The 22843-nt window shown below is 35.6% G+C and carries 14 protein-coding genes; 9 read left to right on the forward strand and 5 right to left on the reverse strand.

What is annotated here, in order from left to right; genetic code table 11:
* Positions 1-55 precede the first annotated feature (55 nt).
* The 4 genes from MW688_RS07110 to hpf form a co-directional block, all read right to left on the reverse strand.
* Positions 56-1396, reverse strand: coding sequence for a DUF1800 domain-containing protein (locus tag MW688_RS07110; protein ID WP_486735248.1), 1341 nt, complete (start codon positions 1394-1396; stop codon positions 56-58).
* Positions 1397-1618: 222 nt separating this feature from the next.
* Entirely contained in the window at positions 1619-2974 is a 1356-nt protein-coding gene (locus MW688_RS07115) for a 16S rRNA (cytosine(967)-C(5))-methyltransferase (RefSeq protein WP_486735249.1), read from the reverse strand.
* Between the two features lie 11 nt (positions 2975-2985).
* Positions 2986-3888, reverse strand: coding sequence for a S1 RNA-binding domain-containing protein (locus MW688_RS07120; protein WP_486735250.1), 903 nt, complete (start codon positions 3886-3888; stop codon positions 2986-2988).
* A 432-nt stretch (positions 3889-4320) separates the two neighbouring features.
* A complete protein-coding gene (gene hpf, locus MW688_RS07125) occupies positions 4321-4935 on the reverse strand; it encodes a ribosome hibernation-promoting factor, HPF/YfiA family (RefSeq protein WP_486735251.1) in 615 nt (204 codons plus the stop codon).
* Between the two features lie 261 nt (positions 4936-5196).
* Between hpf and lipB the strand changes: the two genes are divergently transcribed.
* Positions 5197-5844 (forward strand): lipoyl(octanoyl) transferase LipB, encoded by a 648-nt coding sequence (gene lipB / locus MW688_RS07130; RefSeq protein ID WP_486735252.1) that lies wholly within the window; start codon positions 5197-5199, stop codon positions 5842-5844.
* Between the two features lie 7 nt (positions 5845-5851).
* Here lipB and MW688_RS07135 read toward each other — a convergent pair whose 3' ends face one another.
* Positions 5852-6535 carry a DUF3120 domain-containing protein gene (locus tag MW688_RS07135; RefSeq protein ID WP_486735254.1) on the reverse strand — a complete coding sequence of 228 codons (684 nt, stop codon included), beginning with the start codon at positions 6533-6535 and terminating at the stop codon, positions 5852-5854.
* 781 nt (positions 6536-7316) lie between these two features.
* Here MW688_RS07135 and MW688_RS07140 point away from each other — a divergent pair.
* The 8 genes from MW688_RS07140 to MW688_RS07175 all read left to right on the forward strand — a co-directional run bounded on the left by MW688_RS07140 (position 7317) and on the right by MW688_RS07175 (position 22837).
* A complete protein-coding gene (locus MW688_RS07140) occupies positions 7317-8564 on the forward strand; it encodes a DUF1972 domain-containing protein (RefSeq protein WP_486735255.1) in 1248 nt (415 codons plus the stop codon).
* A gap of 507 nt (positions 8565-9071) precedes the next feature.
* Positions 9072-15047: a malectin domain-containing carbohydrate-binding protein gene (locus MW688_RS07145; protein ID WP_486735256.1), complete on the forward strand. Its 5976-nt coding sequence runs from the start codon at positions 9072-9074 to the stop codon at positions 15045-15047.
* An 89-nt stretch (positions 15048-15136) separates the two neighbouring features.
* Positions 15137-16522, forward strand: coding sequence for a flippase (locus MW688_RS07150; protein ID WP_486735257.1), 1386 nt, complete (start codon positions 15137-15139; stop codon positions 16520-16522).
* Positions 16522-17457 (forward strand): glycosyltransferase family 2 protein, encoded by a 936-nt coding sequence (locus MW688_RS07155; RefSeq protein ID WP_486735258.1) that lies wholly within the window; start codon positions 16522-16524, stop codon positions 17455-17457. Before MW688_RS07150 ends, MW688_RS07155 begins: the two co-directional genes overlap by 1 nt.
* Before the next feature lie 128 nt (positions 17458-17585).
* Positions 17586-18521: a glycosyltransferase family 2 protein gene (locus MW688_RS07160; RefSeq protein ID WP_486735259.1), complete on the forward strand. Its 936-nt coding sequence runs from the start codon at positions 17586-17588 to the stop codon at positions 18519-18521.
* A gap of 71 nt (positions 18522-18592) precedes the next feature.
* Positions 18593-20029: a GumC family protein gene (locus MW688_RS07165; protein WP_486735260.1), complete on the forward strand. Its 1437-nt coding sequence runs from the start codon at positions 18593-18595 to the stop codon at positions 20027-20029.
* Between the two features lie 97 nt (positions 20030-20126).
* Entirely contained in the window at positions 20127-21239 is a 1113-nt protein-coding gene (locus tag MW688_RS07170) for a glycosyltransferase (protein ID WP_486735261.1), read from the forward strand.
* A 137-nt stretch (positions 21240-21376) separates the two neighbouring features.
* Positions 21377-22837 carry a hypothetical protein gene (locus MW688_RS07175; protein ID WP_486735262.1) on the forward strand — a complete coding sequence of 487 codons (1461 nt, stop codon included), beginning with the start codon at positions 21377-21379 and terminating at the stop codon, positions 22835-22837.
* Positions 22838-22843 lie beyond the last annotated feature (6 nt).

The raw sequence follows: 22843 nt of genomic DNA on the forward strand, positions 1-22843 counted from the left end.
ACAAAGGGGGGCTTTTCATGATAACTGTAAACATCTATTTGCGAGCTTGCTATATTTAACGGTACATCATTTCAGGACTGCCTAAAAAGAGGGAAATAGAGAGATCTGGAGAATTATTAGCAATAACTGTGAGAGTTTTTTCTGAGAAGGCATTACCTAAGATATTTGGTATTTCTTCAGGCTGAAGATTAGAATTACGACCGATGTTCATGGCTATATTTAATCTTTTTAAGACAGCATCTGGATTTAGCCAAATATCTTGAGTGTAACTGTAACCTTTAGGACTGGGACAATGATAGGGTAACATACCTAATTGTGCTATACTCCCTATTAGTTTTTGGGGATTAATATCTCTCTGATTATGTAGTCTATAGAGAGAAATAATATATTGATATGGGGTCTTAAATTTGTTATCGTAATATTTTTTATCCCAAAAAAGAGGATGAGTAAACAGTTGATTTAAAACTGTAGGAATGTCTCCTTTACTAGTTAAAAAAGTTTTTGCTAAATCTGATACTAAGGCTTCGGGAGGATTGTCTGTCACAAAGTATTGTACTAATTTGTAACTAAGATGTTGGGCTGTTTGAGGATGATATGCTAATAAATCCAAAGCTTTTTCTACTTCGGCTTCTCCTTCTCCTGAAAATGTCACACCTAATAAAGTTTTGTTTCCCCAATCATGACGCTTGGGGTCAAAATAAAATCCACTACTTTCGTTGTTAGTAGATTCCCTAAATCTAATTAAACCCCAACCCGTTAAGATACGGGCTAAATTAATTACATCTTCTTGGGTATACCCTCCGTTTACTCCTAAAGTATGTAACTCCATTAGTTCACGGGCATAATTTTCGTTTAATCCTTTGAATCTACCTCTAGCTTCGGAACTCTGGGGAGATGTATTCAACCAATTATCTAGATAGTATAACATCGCTGGATGTTTGGCTGTAGCGCCTAGTAGTTTTCTAAACTTCCCTAAGGCATGGGGGGCGATCGCCTGTTGGGTATAAGCACCGATCCAAATACCAGTTAAACCTTTTTGCAAGTAAATACTAAAATGGTTTAACCAAAAGTCAATCATTACTGCTTCTAGTTGTCTATTACTATAAATACTGCGTAGTAAATAAGCTTCTAGAGATTCTTGAATAACTTCTTGTTTTGGTTTTTTTTGTTTACTCCTACCACCATAATTATTCAATAATTGAAGAGGTGTCATTTCGAGAGTTTTTAATGGTTTCAATTTTTCTCTGAGTTTTTGAGACTCAGTAATCTTTTCAGGTGATAATTGCTGATCTAGTAAAGTTTGAATTCCCATAGACTTTACTCTGGATAAATCCTGGGGTGCTATACCAAAACTAATACGGTTCAGCAAATGTCTATATTCTTCTTCTGTAGCCATTTTTACTCCTAGGTATGCTGTTTGATCAAAATAGCAGAAGGCAGGTGGGGAAATGCTTTCTGAGTTGTCATAACCTTTAGGGCGATTGCTATAGCCCTACGCATTATGGTGTTTGACATCAAAATAAAGCTCTTTCCCCCCTTTTTCAAGGGGGGTTAGGGGGGATCAAAATGTCCCTTGTCTACGTAACGCTATATACTAATTTTTTAGACTTGCTCACCTTCAAAAAAGTTCACCAGATTTAACCAACCTGACGAGAAAAAAACCATCCATTTGATGAATATGAGGCCAGATTTTAATCCAACCATCAGGAGTAGCAAAATTTTGGCAAAATGAATCAGCTTCTGGGGGATAAATGCGCCACTGGGGGTTATTCTCTAAAAAAGCTTTAATTACCTGTTCATTTTCTTTTTGATTCAGGGTACAGGTAGCGTATACTAAAATACCTCCTGGTTTAACCCAAGTAGCTGCTTGAGTTAAAATTCTCTTTTGTAAATCTACTAATTTATCGATGGTTGTGGGTGTCTGTCGCCAACGTAAATCAGGACGTTTATGTAATGTACCATTTCCTGAGCAGGGGGCATCTACTAATACTCTATCGGCTTGTATTGGTAATTGGTCTTGACTACTATCTAAAACCTGGGTACTAATAGAGGTTAGTTGCAGACGTTTGGCATTAGCTTCAACTTTGTTTAAACGTTTTTTGTGGCGATCGCACGCCCAAATTTCCCCTCTATCTTCCATTAATTCGGCTATATGGGTTGTTTTTCCCCCTGGCGCGGCACAGGCATCGATAATTGTTTCTCCTGGCTGAGGAGATAGTAAATGGGTAACTAATTGAGCGCTACTATCTTGAACAATCCACCAACCTTGGTTATAGCCTGGTAATTGTTGAATTGCTCCGGTTTTTCCCACTATTCTTAAGGCTTGGGGTAGGTAGTCAACATTTGTTACTGTTAAACCTGATGCCTTTAAAGCAGATTCTACCTCCTCTTTTGATGTTTGTAGGGGATTAATCCGCAAATCTAAATTAGGCGGCTGATTATACCATTTACATAGGGTGATGGTCTCTTCTAATCCCAATTCTTCTAACCAAATTGCTACTAACCAATCTGGAAAACTCTCTAGAGTGCCAATTTTAGTAATGGGGTCTTTTGGCCAAACTAGCCTATCTTGCTTACGCTCATAATTTCTTAGTATTCCATTGACTACTCCTGCTAATTTAGACAAACCAAATTTTTTAGCTAGTTCTACACTACTACTTACTGCGATCGCTCTTATCACTTTATCTAAATAAATCAGTTGATATAACCCCAGATGGAGAATTATTCTCAAACTTGGTGGTTGTTGTTTTGCTGTTTTTTTACCTAGTTGATCGATTAGTGCATCTAAATATCTTCTTCTTCTCACTACTCCATAAACTAGTTCTGAGACTAAGTTTTTAGAGTTACTAGTTAAATTACTAGATTGCAATACTCTCTCTAAAGCTATATCACTATAGGCATCATTTTTGTAGATATCCTGTAAAGCTAAAAAAGCTAATTCCCTAATTCGGTCTTCTTGGAGAGAATTCACCATTTATTTAGGTATCAAATCTCAAGTTTTTTCTTGGCTTTTTCCTGACGATTTTCAGCGTCATTCATCAATTTAGCTTTATCTTCGATTATTTCTCCTGGATACTCTTCTAAGATTTTGGTTGATAAAGAGATTCGTCTTTTCACCTCATCTACTTCTGCAATCATCACTTTAATTGATTCACCTACTTGAAATAAATTAAATAGAGAATCTATATGTTGATTACTAATTTGTTTTATATGCAGTAATCCTGTGACGCCGTTTAAGTCTACAAAGACACCGTAGGGTTGAATTTTAGCTACTTTTCCTTCTACTAATTCTCCTAATGCTAGTTCATTCATTGCTGCTGCTTGAACTATTTTTCTCTGGGAGAGAATTAGCTTTTTCTTTTCTGAATCTACTTCTAGGAGGTTAGCTGTAAGTATTTGACCTACCAAAGATTCTAAATCATTTCTTTGGGCCAAGTGCGAGCGCGGTATAAAGCCTGATAAGCCTTCTACTTCTCCTACTACCCCACCTTTGTTAGTTCCTGTGATTAATATTTGTACTGTTTCTCCATCTTCTTGCTTAGCGACTAGATTTTCCCAAGCTTTTTGTATTTCTAACTGTCTTATGGATAGAGTTACTTGTCCTTCGGCGTTTTGTTCTTTTATAATCAGAAAATTCCTTTCGGTTTCTAGGGGTAATATTTCTGCTAAATTGGTTTCTGTGCTTGTGGTAATTTCTGGCAATGGAATAAAGGCTGGAGTTTTAGCTTGTATATCTACGAAAGCTCCTTCTGGTGTATGTTGGATTACTTTCCCTGATACTATTTGCCCTTTTTCAAAGTCAAAACTATAGTTATCTAAAGCTTTGGCAAAATCATCCATGGAGAATGAAGGATTAGGCTGTGAGGAAGACATTGATTCTGAATTCATAAATATTGTGGTACAAAGAAAATCTCCTAACTTGCTCCTAATTTAATAGAGTTTTAGTTTGTGACTTTCCCTCGGTTAAAACCTTGCGTTTTTCCTCAAAGATATTTTTTGAGTAGACTATAATTATAGCATAGATCAAGGGACTTACCTACACTGATTTTTCAACCTAGTTATAAATACTTCTACCGTCTCCGGGTAAAATCTCAAAGCTACGGGGATTAATTTTTTCTCCTGCCATAACTTCTACGTTTGTACCCCAAACTTCAACCGCTACAACTAAATTATTTTCTCCTTCATAGTCGTAATCATCCTATTTTATAAATATTTTAGATGATCATACTCTCTTGATAATTTGTATATCATCGCTAAACTTATCTACTCTATCAGTTTATTATCAGGAATAGATAAGTTTAGTTAGTTAGATATGAGTATTTACTTTTTACTTTCTTGAGAAGAGTGTGTTTCGTTTTGAGTGCCTTGACGGGGTTGAATCAATCCATAGCCTCCATGATTGCGCATATAGATAACATTGATTTCATTAGTGGCGCTATTTCGGAACATATAAAAATCATGATCTACTAATTTTAGTTGTTCTAAAGCTTCTGAGATTGTCATGGCTGGCATGGTGAAGTATTTCATTCTTACCACCTCCTCTGGTAATTCGGGAGTGCGATCGCCTATTAAATTATTTTCTACTGGTTCTTCTGTCACTATATCAGTAGTTTTCACATGAGCATGAGTTTTCTTATTTAATTTTCTTTCTTTATACTTTCTTAGTTGCCGTGCAATTTTATCTGCCACTAAATCAATACTGGCGTAAAGATTTTCGCTTCCTTCTTGAGCGCGAATTACAGTACCATTAGCATAAACTGTCACTTCTGCTTTGTGTTTATCATTAACTCTTTCATTGCGTGCCACTGATAAATGAACATCTACCTTACTTGTGATAGACTGAAAATGCTTAACCGCCTTCTCTAGCTTCTGTTGGACATAATCGTGAATTGCATCGGTAACGACAATGTTGTTGCCCTGAATCAAAAGCTTCATAATCTTTTACTCCATCATTTACAATATGTTAACTTATCCCTAGGGTTAGCTATTATTTTGTAGAGCTAGGGAATTGGTTGGCTATAGATTGACTAAGATAAGATTGCTCTGGTTTTCCTTTGATAGAATTACGTGATTTACTATCTAAAACAAATCAATTCAATCTTCCTTACTTAATTCCTAAGTTAACACTATGTATAAAAGAAAACATCAACTACTTAATTACTCTTTATGTTTTTTTGCATCTCTTGACATTTTCTCATGAAACACTTAAAAAGACAATGTATAGTTATTGAAGATAATTTAGTTCCCTATGAAATCGCCTGGTCAAGACAAAAGCAATTAGTAGCAGAACGTTTAGAAGATCCTAACTTACCTGATACACTGTGGTTATTAGAACATCCACCCGTTTACACTCTAGGTACAGGCTCTAGTTTAGAATTTCTTAAATTTAATCCTAGTCAGATAGGGGAGAAGATATACAGAGTCGAGAGAGGAGGCGAAGTTACCTATCATTGTCCCGGACAACTTGTTGGTTATTGTATTCTTAATCTGAACTATCATCAAAGAGATTTACACTGGTATTTGCGTCAACTTGAAGAAGTAATGATTCAACTTGTCAAAACTTATAATTTATCAGGAGAACGTATCAAGGGATTAACTGGGGTTTGGATTGACGGTTACAAAGTGGCGGCGATTGGCATAAAAGTTAAAAAATGGATTACCATGCACGGGTTTTCCCTAAATATTAACCCTGATTTAGCTGGTTTTGAAAAGATAGTTCCCTGTGGAATTGCTAACAAACCAGTAGGAACCCTGACTCAATTTAAACCTGATTTAAAGATAAACAAAGTGCGCCAGGATTTACCTATAGTTTTTGCTAACGTCTTTAATCTGCAATTACTTTAGTCTTAAATTAAGCAAAGGCTGCACCTACCCAAAATAAAGCATCTACTAAAATTGTACAGAGTACAGCTCCAGCAAAAGCCCACCATTGAGTATGAGACTTTTGTAAAGCCCAGATACTTATTCCTAAAAGTGTATTAGCTAAAACTACTGCCCAGCTTATTCCCCAAGGAGTTGCCACAGCAGTAGTTGCTTGCTTCAAAATTAAACTAGCTAGTGCAGTATCTTGAGTAGTCATAATCTGGCGCCAGTAAGGAATCAAGTCATTAATATAAAAATATAAATCTGTAACAGCAGTGCCTAAGAGAGAGCCGAGGTAAAAGCTGTTTCCTATCTTGCCAATACCACGCCATAAACACCAAATAGCGAATGGTAATCCGATAGCCTCAATGGGAATATGAATTAAAGGAAAAGTGCGAAACCAACCCCAATAAATCGAACCTGCTAACCAACTCCAACTAAATCCGTATAACAAGTCTCCCCAAATTTTAGTTGGTGATTTTGAATATAGTAATTTAGCTACCCATAGCCAGATCAAAGTACATAGTAAACTTATCCAAGGGTAAAAGCGCACTAATGGTGCTTGAGCAAACACTGGCACAGATACTAAGAAGCCTGAGGCCCAGAATATGGACCAAGTTAGAGGTAATTGAGATATTTTTATTTTAGTTTTGGTTAAAGTTTGATTAGTCAATGTTATTTTAATATTCTTTACTTATCTTTACTTTTATTAATATAGCATTATAGCAATCCCCTAGGGGGGGATATAAAAATTTTAACTTAGATCCTAGATCTTGACCAGTAGAACCTAACAAGGTTACAAAGAGATTAATGAGATAACTAGCAAAAGAACTGATAGCCCTTGTTATACAAGGGTTTGAGTCATTCTTGGTTAAGAAAAAAGTGTAAATATCAGGCTGCTCTTTGCTATAATATAAATTTTTTAAGGATTCTACCTGACAAGATGGCTGAATTTCTTTGCTACAAATTCATGTGAAGTTTTTTATTGATATTTTTTTACTTCAAGTAAGTGACTTCTTGAAATATAAAATTTCATCGAGAAAAATAAATTAGTTTCATAATCATAATCGTTCCCATACCTTTACGTGTATTAATCTTCGTGAGATTATGGATCATAATTTTTTTAGCTCACGGCAAAGGATACCTATTCCGATGATTACTTGATGTGATGATAAGCACACAAGTGATTTCGCATATTTTCAGAAAATATGCTATGGTAAAAACACTGAATAAAAATTCAAACACAAAAATACACCATAGAATACTATTATAACATAATAAGTAGTTTTAACATTAAAACTGCTAACCAAACAGTTCAAGGTATTAGCCACAAATACTGTAAACCTATTCACAAAGCGGATGGATATAACTATGCCACATAAATTATGTCCCTCATTTCCTCTCATAGCTAACCTGATGAGAGGTTTAGCGAGAGTCTCCATGAGGGCGGAAAGATGAAAGGAAACATCATAAAGAACGAAAATCTTAAGGATAAATTGCACTTGGTAAGCAATACTAAATCACCGGAGAAAAATCAACCTTCCGTAGCGATTTTAGGATGTCATGGAATACCTGCAAAACACGGTGGTTTTGAAACTTTTGCTGAACGCCTAGCCTTATATTTGGTTTCTATTGGTTGGAAAGTTACAGTTTACTGCCAAGAAGAAGATAGTTCAGGAGCGAAGGTTTTTGAAGAATATTGGCAAGACATTAAGTTAGTACATATTCCTGTTACAGGTAACACGGCTTTGTCCACGATTGTATTTGATTTTAAATCAACTTTACACTCTCTCAAAAAGTATGATGTAATTTTAACATTAGGTTACAATACGGCTATATTTTCCCTATTTTATCGCTTGTTAGGTATTCCTAATGTTATCAATATGGACGGGCTCGAATGGTCAAGGAAAAAATGGAGCTTTTCAGCGAAAGTATGGCTATATGTCAATGAAAGATTGGGATGTTGGTTTGGAAATCATTTAATTGCGGATCATCCAGAAATCAAAAAACATTTGGCTACTCGTGTTTCTCCAAAAAAAATAACTGTCATTCCATACGGTACAGAGTCAGTAATTGCTCCAGAAGTTAGTCTGTTGGAGGAATATAACTTAAATCCAGGAAAATACGCATTAGTTATTGCACGACCTGAACCAGAAAATAATATTTTAGAAATTGTTTCTGCTTTTTCTAGCAAACATCGTGATTTAAAACTAGTAGTGTTAGGCAATTACTTTCCCGAAGAATCTAAATATCACCAAAAAGTGATGGAAGCTTCTAGTGATGAGGTGATTTTTTTAGGAGGAATTTACGATCCTATAATAGTACAAGCTTTAAGAATGTACAGTAAACTGTACATTCATGGTCATACAGTAGGCGGAACTAATCCTTCATTAGTAGAGGCTTTGGCTGCGGGTTCACCAGTGCTTGCACATGACAATCTTTTTAACCAATGGGTCGCAGGAGAAAAAGCGAGCTATTTTAAAAATCAAGAGGATTGCGAGGAGAAACTTGATAGTATTTTGTATAATCAAGATCAACTGAACTCGATGAAACAATGGAGTTTAGAACGTTTTCAACAAGAATTTGCTAACAAAAGGGACGTAAAAGACTATGCTCGATTGTTGGAAAAATTTTTCACCGATTCCCTGAAAACATTACTTGAAAATACATCTATCGAAAATACTTCAGAAGTAAATTGTTGATCAATATTCCTCAAAATGCAACAATAGCTGGAGTTGGCGTACTGAAGGAGGTGACAAGATGACTAGGATATAGACACCGATTTAAGTTATAGAAGTTGGGCAAGGGAAAAATTTATTTTTTGTGATAGATTGGTTACAACGCTCAAAATCTATTAAAATAGATAAAAATACCCTAACACCGTAAAACCAACAAACCTGTCTTCACTTTAACTCTCATCTGTCACCTCCTCAGGTTGGCGTAGCTAAAAGTGTGATAATCCGCAAAATTGGCAATTGGCGAAACAAGTAATACACACATAGCTCAAGGTTATGCCTTTAAATAAAAAGCCCTCAGGTTTTTTGATGCGTTTTATGAAGCTCTTGTATTTATTACAAATAAATGACAGTTAGCTTTGTCTTGTTTTTTTATCTATAGCGTAATACACTATATTGTATTATTTGATTTGATTTTGTTTCAAACAAATTCCAAATTTGATTTTGTTTACATAAATATGAGAGGAAAATAATATGGCTTTATCACCCGAATTTCAGCAAATTGAAGTAGACCTCAAAGGTATTGGTTTAAATAATCCTACATCACTTCAGTTTGGTCCTGACGGACGTTTGTATGTATCACAACAAGATGGATTAATTCGTTCTTTTAATCTCAAGCCAATAATTGACAATGATGGATTTATCTCTAAATTTGTTCTTAACAATAAAGGTGGTTCTGATCAAACAGATTTAGTGAAAAATACTCCTAATCATAATGATGACGGGACTTTAAATACCAATTTGAATAGTCGCCAAGTAACGGGAATAGTTGCAGAAGAAGGACCGGCTGGAGAAGTTGTATTATATGTATCTTCTAGCGATCCTCGTATTGGCGGAGGTAATAGTGGTAGTGAGAAAAACATAGACACTAACTCAGGTATTATTCATCGTCTCGTCAAAAATGACAACGGTAGCTGGACAAAGACAGACCTGGTGATTGGTTTACCGAGATCTGAAGAAAACCATTCAATTAATGGAATGGATATTAGAACAGAAATGGTGAATGGGCAACCTCACCAAATTATGTATGCAGTATCAGGAGGTAATACCAATAGAGGAGGGCCGAGTAATAATTTTGCCTGGCTTCCAGAATATTACTACTCGGCAGCAGTACTACGTATTGATTTAACGCAGTTAGAGCAAATAGAAGCTACTGAAGGTTTGAAAGGAGGAACTGATTATGTAGATCCTTACGTATATGCTTTACCAACCTTAAATGATCCCACTCGTACTGATAATGTAGCAGGACAAGACACAGTAGTAGGAGTTACCGATCCTGCTGATGCCGAAGCGGCGGATACTTTTGGAGGTAATGACGGTCGTAATCAAGCTAAATATGACCCGAATGGACCAGTACAAGTATATTCCATGGGTTATCGCAATGCCTACGACATAGTAATTACTGAAAATAATAATATTTATACTTTTGATAATGGTCCTAATAACAACTGGGGAGATATAGCCCTAGATGCTAATGGTCAACCTATTTTTGATAGTAGTCAGGTAGCTACTAACAACCCCAATATTAATGTGGACACGGGAAACGATTCAGATCCCGATAATCTGCATTTAGTTACAGAAGGATTATATGCTGGTCACCCAAATCCTATTTATGCTTCCGGTCCAGGGGCTGGTTTGTATGACGTAGATCCTAATAGTGGTACGCCTATAGTTACGAAGCTAACAGATCCTAGCGATCCCAACAATGATCCCAACACCTTTGAAGATGACCTTCCCTCGGATTGGAATGAAATTGCTGGCGGTTTTACCAATCCTGAAGCAGGAGTTTATCTCGCTCCCGGCGATAACCCTTTTGGAACCAATAAAGGCCCAGATGGTTCTTTAGTGACTATTAATAGTTCTTCCAATGGCCTAACTGAATACTTGGCAGGGAAAGCCACCGGAAGCAATCCGATTACCGACGTTGCAGGAGCAGAAATTTTAGCTACAGCAGCTTTTAATGGTAATATCTACTTCATGGAAATTGTGGGAGATGGAACTCAAGATGGAACCAATCTCACTGATATATCACCCCTTTTTGTGGGGGGAACACCCTTAGACTTAAGAGATGTTGAATCTTTTGCTATTGGAACTGAGCAATTTAGTGATTCAATCTTTATTACTCAATTTGGTACTGATAGTATCACTGCTTTAGTCCCCGGTACTCCAGTTGCTCCCGATCTTGATCAAGATAACGACAATTTAGAAGATAATGTCGATCCTCTACAATATGATCCCGATAATGGTATAAACACTCCGCTTATTTCTGGAGAGACTCTCTTTTGGGATTTTAATCCAGCAGATAGTGGTGTTCATCCAGGTCCGTCAGGAGAATACAATATTGGCATGACTGGTTGGATGATAGATGGAACAGAGTACCTAGATGGTTTAACAGATCTTGATAATACAATTAGAGGTGGCGCTCCCGGTATCTTTCAGGTTAAGAATGTAACTGTTGGAGATTTTCGCGGCACAGGAAACGATCAACGAGATGCCATTCAAACTGGTTTTTTGCCAGCAACTGATGTGCAAAAATACACTGTTAGAGTACCTGTATTTAATCCTATTAGCCGACTTGGTACCACTATCAGTGATCCAGCTTCTATGGGGATAGCCTTGGGTGATGGTAGTATGTCAAATTTAATCACCATCCAAGTCGTAGCTGACAATAGTAATGGGGCCCAATTCAAAGTAGTTTATGAAGAAAATGATGGGATTGAATATACTCAAGTTGTCAATGCTCCTCCAGAATTTTCCCAGGCTATTGATAACGATAAAATAGAATTTTTCTTAACTGTTGACGAAACAAACTTACAAGTAATCCCCTCCTTTCGCTATCAAATACAGGGAGTTTGGTCTGATATTCAATCAATAGGTAGTTCTCCTATACAGTTAAATACCACAGGTCCAGTGGCCACAGCCTTACGGGGAGAAAATACTATCAATGGAGTTCAGATTGCCCCAGTGGTAACGATGGTCTCCACTGCCAAAAACGCTTCAGGTCCTTTTACTGCTGATTTTCTCGACTTAACCATTGCTACTCCTAAATTTGTTGTTACAGAAAGTAATGCTTCAACTCAAGTTACAGAAGGAGATCCGAATTCTTTTGATACTTATTTTTTGGCTTTAAGTACTCAACCAACCTCAGATGTTACGGTAACCTTATCTCCTAACTCCCAAATAACTCTAGACAAGACTCAATTAATTTTTACTCCTACTAATTGGGCTGAACCTCAACAAATAACCTTAATAGCTGTAGATGATAGTGATTTAGAAAGTAGCCACGCAGGAGAGATTACTCATCAAATTAGTGTTACTACTGATGATCTTGATTATCAACAGAGTATTCCTAGCTTAAGGGTAAATATTGTAGATAATGACGTACCTGAGGTATTGATTCAAACTGACGGAACTAATGAAGTGGCTGAGGGAGGTTTTGCTGATACTTATTCTTTGGTTTTGGCTACTCAACCCACCCAAAATGTGACAGTAAACTTATCACCGGATTCTCAAATTACAGTTGATAAAAATCAAGTAGTTTTTACTCCTAGTAATTGGAATCAACCTCAAGTAGTGAATATTGAAGCTGTTGACGATGATGTCTTTGAAGACAATCATACAGGAGAAGTTACCCATCAAATTACTACCAATGATAGTAATTATAATCAAGTCAATGTTCCTAACCTGATTGTTAACATTACTGATAATGATGAATTAGAACCCCTCTATCGTATCAATGTAGGTGGGCCAGAAATAGCAGCGGCCGATGCTTCTCTCCCGGCTTGGAGTGAAGATAGTGAAAATAATCCATCTGTATTTAGAATTGGCAGTGGTGGGGATACAACTTATACAACTTCTTCATCGGTTGACATCAGCGATCCTAGTTTACCATTCAGTGTTTCCGAAGATATGTTTCAATCAGAACGTTGGGATTCTGTTTCTGGAGATAACATGCAATGGCAATTTCCTGTTAACTCACTTAGTGAGGTGGAAGTAAGATTGTATTTCGCCGAGATTTATAAACCTATTGTGGCGGCAGGGCAAAGAGCATTTGATGTATCGGTTGAAGGAATTGTTCCTACTGCATTTGATAATATTGACCCCTACGCAACAGCAGGATATGGCGGGTTTATGTTGTCTCATACTCTCACGGCTGAGGATAATACCATTGACCTAGAGTTTTTGCATCAGATTCAAAATACTGCCTTAAAAGGGATTGAAATTCTTTCGTCAGAAACACTTCTTGAATTTGCTCCGACGATTATTTCCCCTAACTCTGTATCTCTTCCTGAGAATCAAACCAATGTGATCGATATTAATACTACAGATACTAATGGGGATTCAGAAGGTAACGGCTTAACCTATCAACCTTTATTAGGTGCCGATGCCGCTTTCTTCAATATCGACCCTAATACAGGAGTGATAAGTTTTAACTCAGCTCCTGATTTTGAAAACCCTCTGGATAATGATGGTGATAATATCTATCAACTTGAAGTAGTTGTTGAAGACTCAACAGGACGCACTGACCTTCAGACCCTCAGCATAACTGTTACTGATGTCAATGAAAATGGCGGAGAAGCAAAGTTAACTATTACCCTCAATAATAATGATGTTCAAATATCCAACTTCGGTAGCAACTCATTTCAACTTACTAACACAGGCCAAAAAAAGATCTCCCAAGTTGATATTGATGTTACTAACGCCCTCTATCCTGATACGGTCTTTGACCCCTTTGGCATAGCCGGTGATACAGCTTTCAAGTCCTTAACTTTTAATACAAAAGGTAACACTGGTGTCAATGCTCCTAGTTCTGCTTCTTATCTGGGTGCTGGTGGTACAGCAGGTTATGAAACTTTGAGGCTAACTTTTGATGAAGCTGATAATAATGGATTTGAGTTAGGAGAAACCTTGGGCTTTTCCATTGATATGGACCCAAATTCCGTGGCTGGGTCTGAAAAAACTACACTTGATGCTGGTACTAATCCTGCTTGGGATGTAGGTGGTGTTTCAGGTGCTGAGTTAATTGGCTCAACATTTACAGTTACCTTTGCTGATGGTGCTACAGCAACGGGACAGTTACAGGGTGTCGGTAACCAAGCTGGCGCTCAAGGAATCGCTTCGGAGACTTCACCTAATCTATCATCTACTCTCACTGTTAATGGACTTAACGCGGGAGAGGTAGGAACCTATGACCAAAATTCTCCAAGTGTTATTGTTAATGGACCTGCGGGCCAAACAGCAAGAGTAGTTTTAACTAAAGGCTTGATTCAACCTGTAACCAACGAGTTTTTCAATGGAGATACACAAGAACAAGCTTATGCTCCCACTCTCCAAGCACAATTAGATGCCTTGGCAACTTCAGACTTTCCTGCTAATAATGCAGTAGAATTTCAAACTGTAGATGTTCTCTTAACTGGTGAACCTCAAGATATTTCCGACCAATTTGATTTTTCAGGTGTTGCTAACTATAATTTTCCAGGGGAAGATCAAGTACCTCTAGGTTTTGTCAGCAGTATTATTGACCCGACAAAGGATAATTTACCTCTAGGTCCGGTAACAGATCCAATCTACTTGCAATTTGAAGGCCAAAAAGAGGTTAGTGTAAGCTCTGTTGTCGATGCTTCTGAACCGAATACTAATGGTCAGTTTGTCTTAAGTCTTTCTGAGATATCAAGCTTTGACACAGAAATTAGCTATACTGTTACTGGTAGTGCTACTCCTGATGTTGACTATACTGCTCTCTCAGGAACAGTTAATATTCCTAGCGGTAGTCTCTCGGCGCCTATTGATATTTTTGTAGTTGATGATTCTCTGATTGAACAAACTGAAGAGATTACTATTACTCTCGATGCAATCACTTCTGAAAATAGTGATGTGATTATTGGTTCAGAAAATACCGCTACAGTTACCATATCAGATGATGATGCACCAGAGGGGACAGTTATTCATCGTGTTAATTCCGGTGGTCCTCAAATAGCCGCCATTGATGGAGATATTCCCTGGTCAGCCGACACATCTAGCAATAATAGTCCTTTTCTCATTGAATCAAGGCGCAATAAAACAAGTTCTTACCCTACGATTCCTGGCTCAACCGTACCGCAAACTACTCCTGATGCTCTCTTTAACAGTGAACGTTGGGATAATTGGAGATTACCTAATATGCAGTATGCTTTTGATCAACTTCTACCTGGAAATTATGAAGTGCGATTATTCATGGGTAATGGTTGGAATAAAAGTAAAAATCCGGGAGACAGAATTTTTGATGTAGCTATAGAGGGGACTGTGTTGAGCAATCTTGATAACATCGACCTTGCTGAACAGTTCGGTCATCGAGTCGGTGGCATGATTAGTAATATAGTCAATGTGACTGATGGTACTTTGAATATTGAATTTTTACCTGAAGTACAAAATCCTTTAGTCAATGGTATAGAGATTCTTCAGCTTTTTTAATTTGGATTTAAGCCATAATTTATCTAACGAAGACCTAAAGATTTTATAGATCTTTAGGTCTACAATAAAAAAATAAAAAGTAAAATTCTATGAAAGAAAACTCACGAGCTAGAAAAATATTGAACTCTTTTTTCAAAAAGGACAATAAATTCAAGCAACGTTTATTTAAAAAAATTGTAGGAACATTTGGACTGAGAGTTGGTTCTACAGGTCTAGGTTTTCTGAGTAGTATTCTACTAGCTCGCTTATTGGGTGTCGCTGAATTTGGTATTTATGCTTACATAATTAGTTGGGTTCGGGTTTTAATTTTGCCTTCGACTTTTGGTCTTGATAACTTGTTAATACGTGAAGTATCAGTTTATCGAAGTCAGTCAAATTGGGGATTAATTCAAGGAATATTAAAATGGTCTAATTTTATAGTACTCTTCTTGTCAATAGGAGTGGGCTTAATCGCCACTGGTGTAGCTTGGTTTGTTACCGAACAAGCTAATTATCAAATTTTGTCGAGTTTTGCTTTAGCCATGCTACTCCTACCAATAGGAGCAATCAGAAATTTGCGTATGGCTGTGATGAGAGGATTACATCATAATTTTTGGGGACTTTTTCCAGAACTTATTTTAGCTCCTCTACTAACAATGGGCTTTGCTGTAATTCTACATTTTATCTTTGCAGATAATTTCAATGCTTTCTGGGTAATTGCCGCTCAATTGGGAGCTGTTATCATCACACTAATCATAGGAATGCAAATTTTAGCAAAAGTTTTGCCTACAGAGGTTAAACATTTTGCACCAGAATATAAAGCAAAGGTTTGGTTAAAAAGTGCTCTTCCTTTAGTATTTCTAGGCAGTACTTTTTTGATCAATTCCCGATCCGACATACTTATGTTGGGCTCAATGAAAGGCACCGAAATAGCTGGTTTATATTTACCTGCTACTAGAGCAGCTCAGCTAGTTTTCTTTGTACCTTTTGCGGCTAACACTGTTTTAGCTCCAATTATTGCTGATTTATATAGTTCTGGAAGTCTTAAAAAACTTCAAAAAGTGATTTCTCAGAGTACTTTTTTTGTATCTCTAGGGGCTACGATAATGGTTTTGATGTTAGGAATTTTTGGGCATAAATATTTACTATTATTTGGTCCAGAATTTTCAAAAAGTTATTATGCTCTGATGATTTTATGTTTGGGTCAACTGATAAACTCAATTATTTGTGCAGCTAACTGGTTATTAATTATGACTAAATATGAAAGTTTTAAAGTATTTAGTGATGGTTTTGGAGCAGTATCAAATATTGTTTTAAACTTGGTTTTGATTCCCCAATGGGGAATAGAAGGAGCTGCCATGGCAACTGCTATAAGCCTAGGAACTGTAAATATTATGGATGCTATCTTAGTAAAAAAATATTTAAACCTCAATGCTACTATTTTTTTCAATCCATTTAATCTGTTTAAAAATACACAAAAATCAGGAGAAAAATAATGTTAAAAAATACTTTAGTTAGTATTTTAATTAATAACTATAACTATGGAGGTTTTTTATCAAGAGCAATTGATAGCGCTCTTGCTCAAAATTATTCTAATCTAGAAATTATTGTGGTTGATGACGGCTCAACTGATAATTCTCAAGAAATTATTGCTAGTTATGGAGACCAGATTACTTCTATTTTCAAAGAAAATGGAGGTCAAGCATCTGCTTTCAATGCGGGCTTTGCTAGTAGTCATGGAGAAATTATTTGTTTTCTCGATGCTGATGATTACTTCTATCCAAACAAAGTAACTGAAGTTGTAAAAATTTTTAACGATTATCCTGAGATTGCTTGGTGTTTCCATACTCTTGAGATCAAAGATAATAAAACTGAAAAATCTTTGGGTAAGAGTTACGAAAAAGGCTCTCGTCTTTGCGATTTTAGAAACGAAATACGTAAACGGGGAAAAGCATTATTTTTTGCCCCAGCAACAACTGGCTTAAGTTTTAAAAAATCTTTAATACAACAGATTTTACCTATGCCTGAATTACAAGGAACTCGAATCTGTGCAGATCGCTATATTACTACTGTATCCATAGCCCTTAGCAAAGGATACTATCTTGATTCAGCATTAGCTATTCAATATATTCATGGCGAGAACAATTTTAACTACAATAAAAATTTTAATAAAGTACAAGGGTTGGCTAAAGTTACAAACGCTTCGATGTTGCAGAATAAATTTCCAGAATTTAGTAGATATGCTACTCGCGAATTTGCTAGTGGCATTGTGGATATTTTGAAGTCTTCGGCATATAATCAAGTCAAATTAAATCAAATAATTATGAATTATTGGTCATCATCTTCTCTCAGAGAAAAACTAGAAACTATTTTTTGGATAATCTACCGTTCTCTTGCTAGAAAAAAATTTTCTCGTCATCGTGAATTTTAATATAAAATCAATATATAGCAATCCTAAGTCATTTATGAAAAATGATTTAGCTAGAGAAGCCTAATCTACCTATATTTATTTTCACGACTCATATAGGATTGCTATACAAAACGAAATTTAGTAAAAAAATGGAAAATCAGTTAATAAGTATTATTATTAATAATTATAATTACGGATGCTTTTTATCAGAAGCTGTAGATAGCGTTTTAGCACAAACTTATACCCCAAGAGAAATTATTGTAGTTGATGATGGTTCTACTGATAATTCTCAAGAAATAATTGCTAACTACGGAAACAAAATAATTCCAGTTTTAAAAAGCAATGGGGGTCAAGCTTCAGCATTCAACGCAGGCTTTGCTGTCAGTCAAGGAGATATTATTTGTTTTTTAGATGCTGATGACGTTTTTTTACCACAAAAAGCAGCTAAAATAGCACAAGTTTTTCGAGAAAATCCTGATTTAGACTGGTGTTTTCATCCGCTCACATTAGTGGACAAAAAAAATGGTACAATTCTAGGGTCCACTCGTTCTTTTCCTGAATGGAGTTCTAGACAAGGAACTGATAAATATGATTTTAGAGAAAATATTAAAAAGGGTAAACTGCCTTTTTATCCCACACCTACATCAGGATTATGTTTCAGACGTTCTCTTTTAGAGAAGATTTTACCTATACCTATAATAAGTTTTATAAATACTTCTGCGGATCGCTATTTACGTATTGCTGCTTTAATCATGAGTCCTGGTTTTTTTCTCGATGAAAAACTAGTAGAACAAGGAATACATGGAAATAATGTTACTACAAGCATAAATCATGTATCTCCTTTACACGAAAGAAACATAGTGATAAGTTATCTTCTACTACTTCGATTTCCAGAAATGAGAAAATTTTGCCATAGAATGTTTGCTAGGGGCATAGGTAGTTATTGGATGAAGAAAATGACTAACCAAGAATATAAAAAATACATTGACAAATATTTGGACCTGGTGTCTCCCTTAGAAAAATCTTCAATATATCTCATGACTATATACTATATTTTGCCATTTAGAAAAAAGTATACTCATTAAATTAGTAAGATAGTACTATTGCCATCAAAACATAAAATGGGAAAATTGTCGTCAGTAGTAACTTATCAAAAATGAAAGATCACACGATGGAAACCTCTTTACCTTCTAATTCTCAATCAATAGTCCAATCAAATAATTCTAAATCAATGATTTGGCTTCTGGGAATAGGATTATTCTTAAACTGTGCGATTTGGGGCGCAGTATTTTTAATATTGCAAAATTTAACACCTAATTATACTAGTAGAGGTGCGGCAATTGTTTCTAGTGGAGGATTCCAAGCTTCTATTGAACTTCCTGATACAGGAAAAACTTTCGATGGAGGTGGTGAAACTCCCTACGGTTCTCTAGGAAAAATAGACCCTCGCGATAACTACAGATATATTGCATTTACACATAGTGTTCTTCAAAGTGCAGCCAAAAAAGTTGATATGTCGGTGGAAAAATTTGGCTTGCCCAATATCTGGTTACCGAAGGGAACAACAATTATGGAATTTGAAGTTATGGGTGAAACGCCTGAAATGGCTAAGGAAAAAGCTGAGGCATTTTATCAAGCCTGGGTTACTAGAATCACTGCATTAAGGGAAGCAGAAGCTCAACGTCAAGATAAAGAAACTTTAGAAGTTTTAGAGTTAGCTAGTCAACAACTAACAAACGCTCAAGAAGAAGTGGTTAAATTTAGAAAACAATCAGTTCTAAAAGAACTAAATCAAATACCACAACTTTCTGAACAGTTAGAAAATTTACAAGTTCAACGGATTAATTTATATACAGAAATAAAATCTCTTGAAGCACGTTTTAATCAGCTTTCCAGTCAATTAAACTTAACCCCAAACGAAGCTAAAGATGCTCTGATACTTTTAGATGATCAAATTTTTCAAAATAGTTTACAAGATTATGTAGAAGCTACAGCAAAACTAGAAACCTTATCTTCTTTCTGGGCTGCTGATAGTCCTCCGGTTCTCTTGGAAAAAACTAATCAAAAGACTGCTCAAAAATCCATGATTGAGCGTAGTGGTTTTCTTTTGGACAAGCCAGTCAGCTTAGATTTTCTGGTTCGATTAGATATTGGAAAAGGGGGAAGACAAGCTTTAATTAAAGAATTGGTTAATTCGGAAACACAACTTCAAGCAATATTAGCCCAGTTAAACACTTTGGATCTAGAAATTAAAGAATCAGAATTAAGATTAAAAACTCTTACCAATGAAGAATTTACTCTTACTCGTCTCAAACGAGATGTTCAAATTTCTGAATCGATTTTGGCTGAAGGTTTAGCTCGTCTTGATTTAGATAAACCTGATTACGCAACTTATTATCCTTCACTTCAGATTATCTCAGAACCTTCCTTGCCCCTAGAAGATGATAGTTCTCAAGCAAAAACCATTGTTTTAGGAGCATTAGCATTTTCTGTATTATCTATAACTGGATTGTTAATGTTTTACTGGGGTCGTTCTCAGAGTAACAATTTTTTGGCTTCTTTCTTCAGTTCTACAAATGTTGACAAAAAGTAAATATTTATAAGCTTCTTTTGTGAATCTAATCAATTGTTTTAGTTCAAATATTTTGAATTTTAGAGATTTTATAAAAAAACACTTTTTTTAATACATTATGACTATAGGTTTAATAACTCATTATCGAGGTCCTCGTCTAGGCATTGGTCAATATTTTCAAAGATTACTACCACCTTTAGTGGAAGAACTAAGTAATCGAGATATAAATGTTAAAATTTTAGCTTCTCCCAATGCTTTTGAAAATACTACGTCTCTGCAAGATTTAGCAACAATCGTGGATATTCTGCCTTTTCTTGATTATGCTCCCATGAGGCGATATATTTGGTGTGCAACAGCCCTCCCAGATTATTTGAGAAAGCATAAAATTAAGGGTCTTGTTTGGTTATCAAATCCAATGGTTTTTCCCTGGCATCCTCCTACTTTATCTGTAATTCATGATGTAAATGAATGGAAAGTAAATAACAAATATGGAAACAACCTGAAAACTACTTTGAGATCCTGGATTTATCTCGATGCCTCACTGCGATTTTCACGCCGAATCATTACAGTAAGTAACGCTACTCAAAAAGATTTACTTCATTTTCGTCCCACTTTAGACAAGCAAGATAAATCAGTAGCAATATTAAATGGTTCAGATTCTTCTCTAAAAAATCTACCTCCAGTAGAAATTAAAGTTCCCACAACTCCTTTTCTCTTATCGGTAGGACGTATTGATCCCAATGCTAAAAGACTTCCAGAAGCTGTGAATTTGGTTAAAGCACTGCGTGAAATAAGTCAACATCCATGGCAATTACATCTTGTAGGCGGCATGAATGAGACTACTAAAGCTTCGGGAGAAGCCTTTCTTAAAAATGTTGCTGATTTATCTTGGGTAAATTACCATGGTTACTTAGACGATCAAGAATTAGCTCAATGGTATAGAGAAGCTACGGCGATTGTTTTTCTCTCAGATAATGAAGGATTTGGACTTCCCATTGCTGAGGCTATTTCCTTTGAGCGCTGGGTGATTGTTAGTCAAGCCAATCAAGCTAGTTTAGAAGTTGGAGATGAAGCTATTATTCCAGTTATACCCGATGATCCTCAAAAGTCTGCTGCCATAATTTTGGATAAATTAAAAAACGAGTCTTCTCCTTCTATCTGCAATCAACTACCAACTTGGAACTGTGCTGCTATTAATTATGCTGTAGAAATTCAGCGTTTAATTAGTTAAACAACTAATTAGTTGTATTTTTGTTAAAGTAATTAATATATACTTAACAATATTAACAAAATGAGAAAAAATAAAATTAAAAGCAATTTAATCCTAGCAATTTTCTCCCAAGAAAAAGTTTAGTCTTATATTAACTAATGATTCAAAATCTATTTTTTCGTCTATTTTTACCTTATCGTGATGCCATACAAAAAGGAGAGTTATCATTCTGGTTAATTAGTGTAATTGCTCTTTATACTCCTTTTGAGGATTTTATAATGGCTTGGTTACCTGTTCCTTCACCAGTTAGAACATTACTTCGCTTTTTTCCAGAAATAATAATTTATTTATTATTCTGTCATATATGTCTCAAAAGAATTTTATTAGGAAAAGGTCTGAGAAAAACACCAATTGATATTCCTGTAGTTGCTTTTTTTATTTCATCATTTTTATCAATTATTGTCAATAACGCTTCCCCTCCTGGAAGTATCGCCAATTTAAGAACTAACTGGCGATATTTAGCTTTATATTATACTCTAGTTAATCTCGATTTTTCTCACTTACAAGTTAAAAAGTTACTAAAAAACCTCAAAAGGGTTTTTATTATACAAGGAATAATAGCTTCAATTCAGTTTTTTCTCCCAACAAGTATTAACGCTAAAATTAGTGGTGGTAATTGCAGTAAAGCAGAACATAAAGGAGCAAGTTGTGGAACTTTTTTAGATACTGCTAATTTATCAGGATTTTTATTAATAGGTTCTGTTTTAATTGTCACAACTCTATATACAGGATATGACAAGATTATTCCTAACTTAAGAGATTTAATAAATACAGTAATTATTTATTTTGGACTATTTGCTTCTAAAAAACGGGCTGCTTTGCTTATTTCCCTTCTTGTACCTTTTTTAATCTTATTTTATTTGAAAAGAAGAAAAGATTTAGCTATAGTTGTATGGTTTTTAGCGTTTATTGCTAGTGCGGCATTGGTTATATATACTTCTCTCCAACTAACTACTAATATTGGAGTCAATACTAGTGTATCACCAGAAAATTCTGATGATTTAACTTCATACTTTACAGAAATTTTTAGTTCAGAATATTGGCAACGCACTTCAGAAAATTCCCGAGGTTGGACAATCATGATAACTTTAAATGCTTTAATTAAGTCTGGAAGTTTGTGGTTTGGTTTTGGTCCCGAATTAGGTGTAGTCAGAAGAGGAATTGAAGTATTTCTTAATCCAGATGACCAAGCTCAACTTCAACGCAATCTCTATGTTTTTGATGATACTTACTGGTTTGCAATTACCGCCTATTTCGGAATATCGGGACTTTTGCTGTACTGGTTAGTTCTTTGGCAACTGTACCGAACTTCTGGAAAAGTCATTCGTGGCGCTACCTCGGAAGAAGAAAAAGCAACAGGGACCACAATGCAGTCATTAACAATAATTATTTTTGCCTATTCTTTTGTAGAACGTTTGTTTAGATTAAGATCATTTAGTTTATACTTTTGGCTATTTGCTGGGCTAACTGTTAATTTTTATTGTCGTCAGCGAGAAAAACGACTAGCAAGTCTTACCGCTTCTAAAAATCTACTCAAATTTACTCAAACAGCAAAATAAGACAGA

This window comes from Johannesbaptistia floridana, assembly GCF_057440575.1.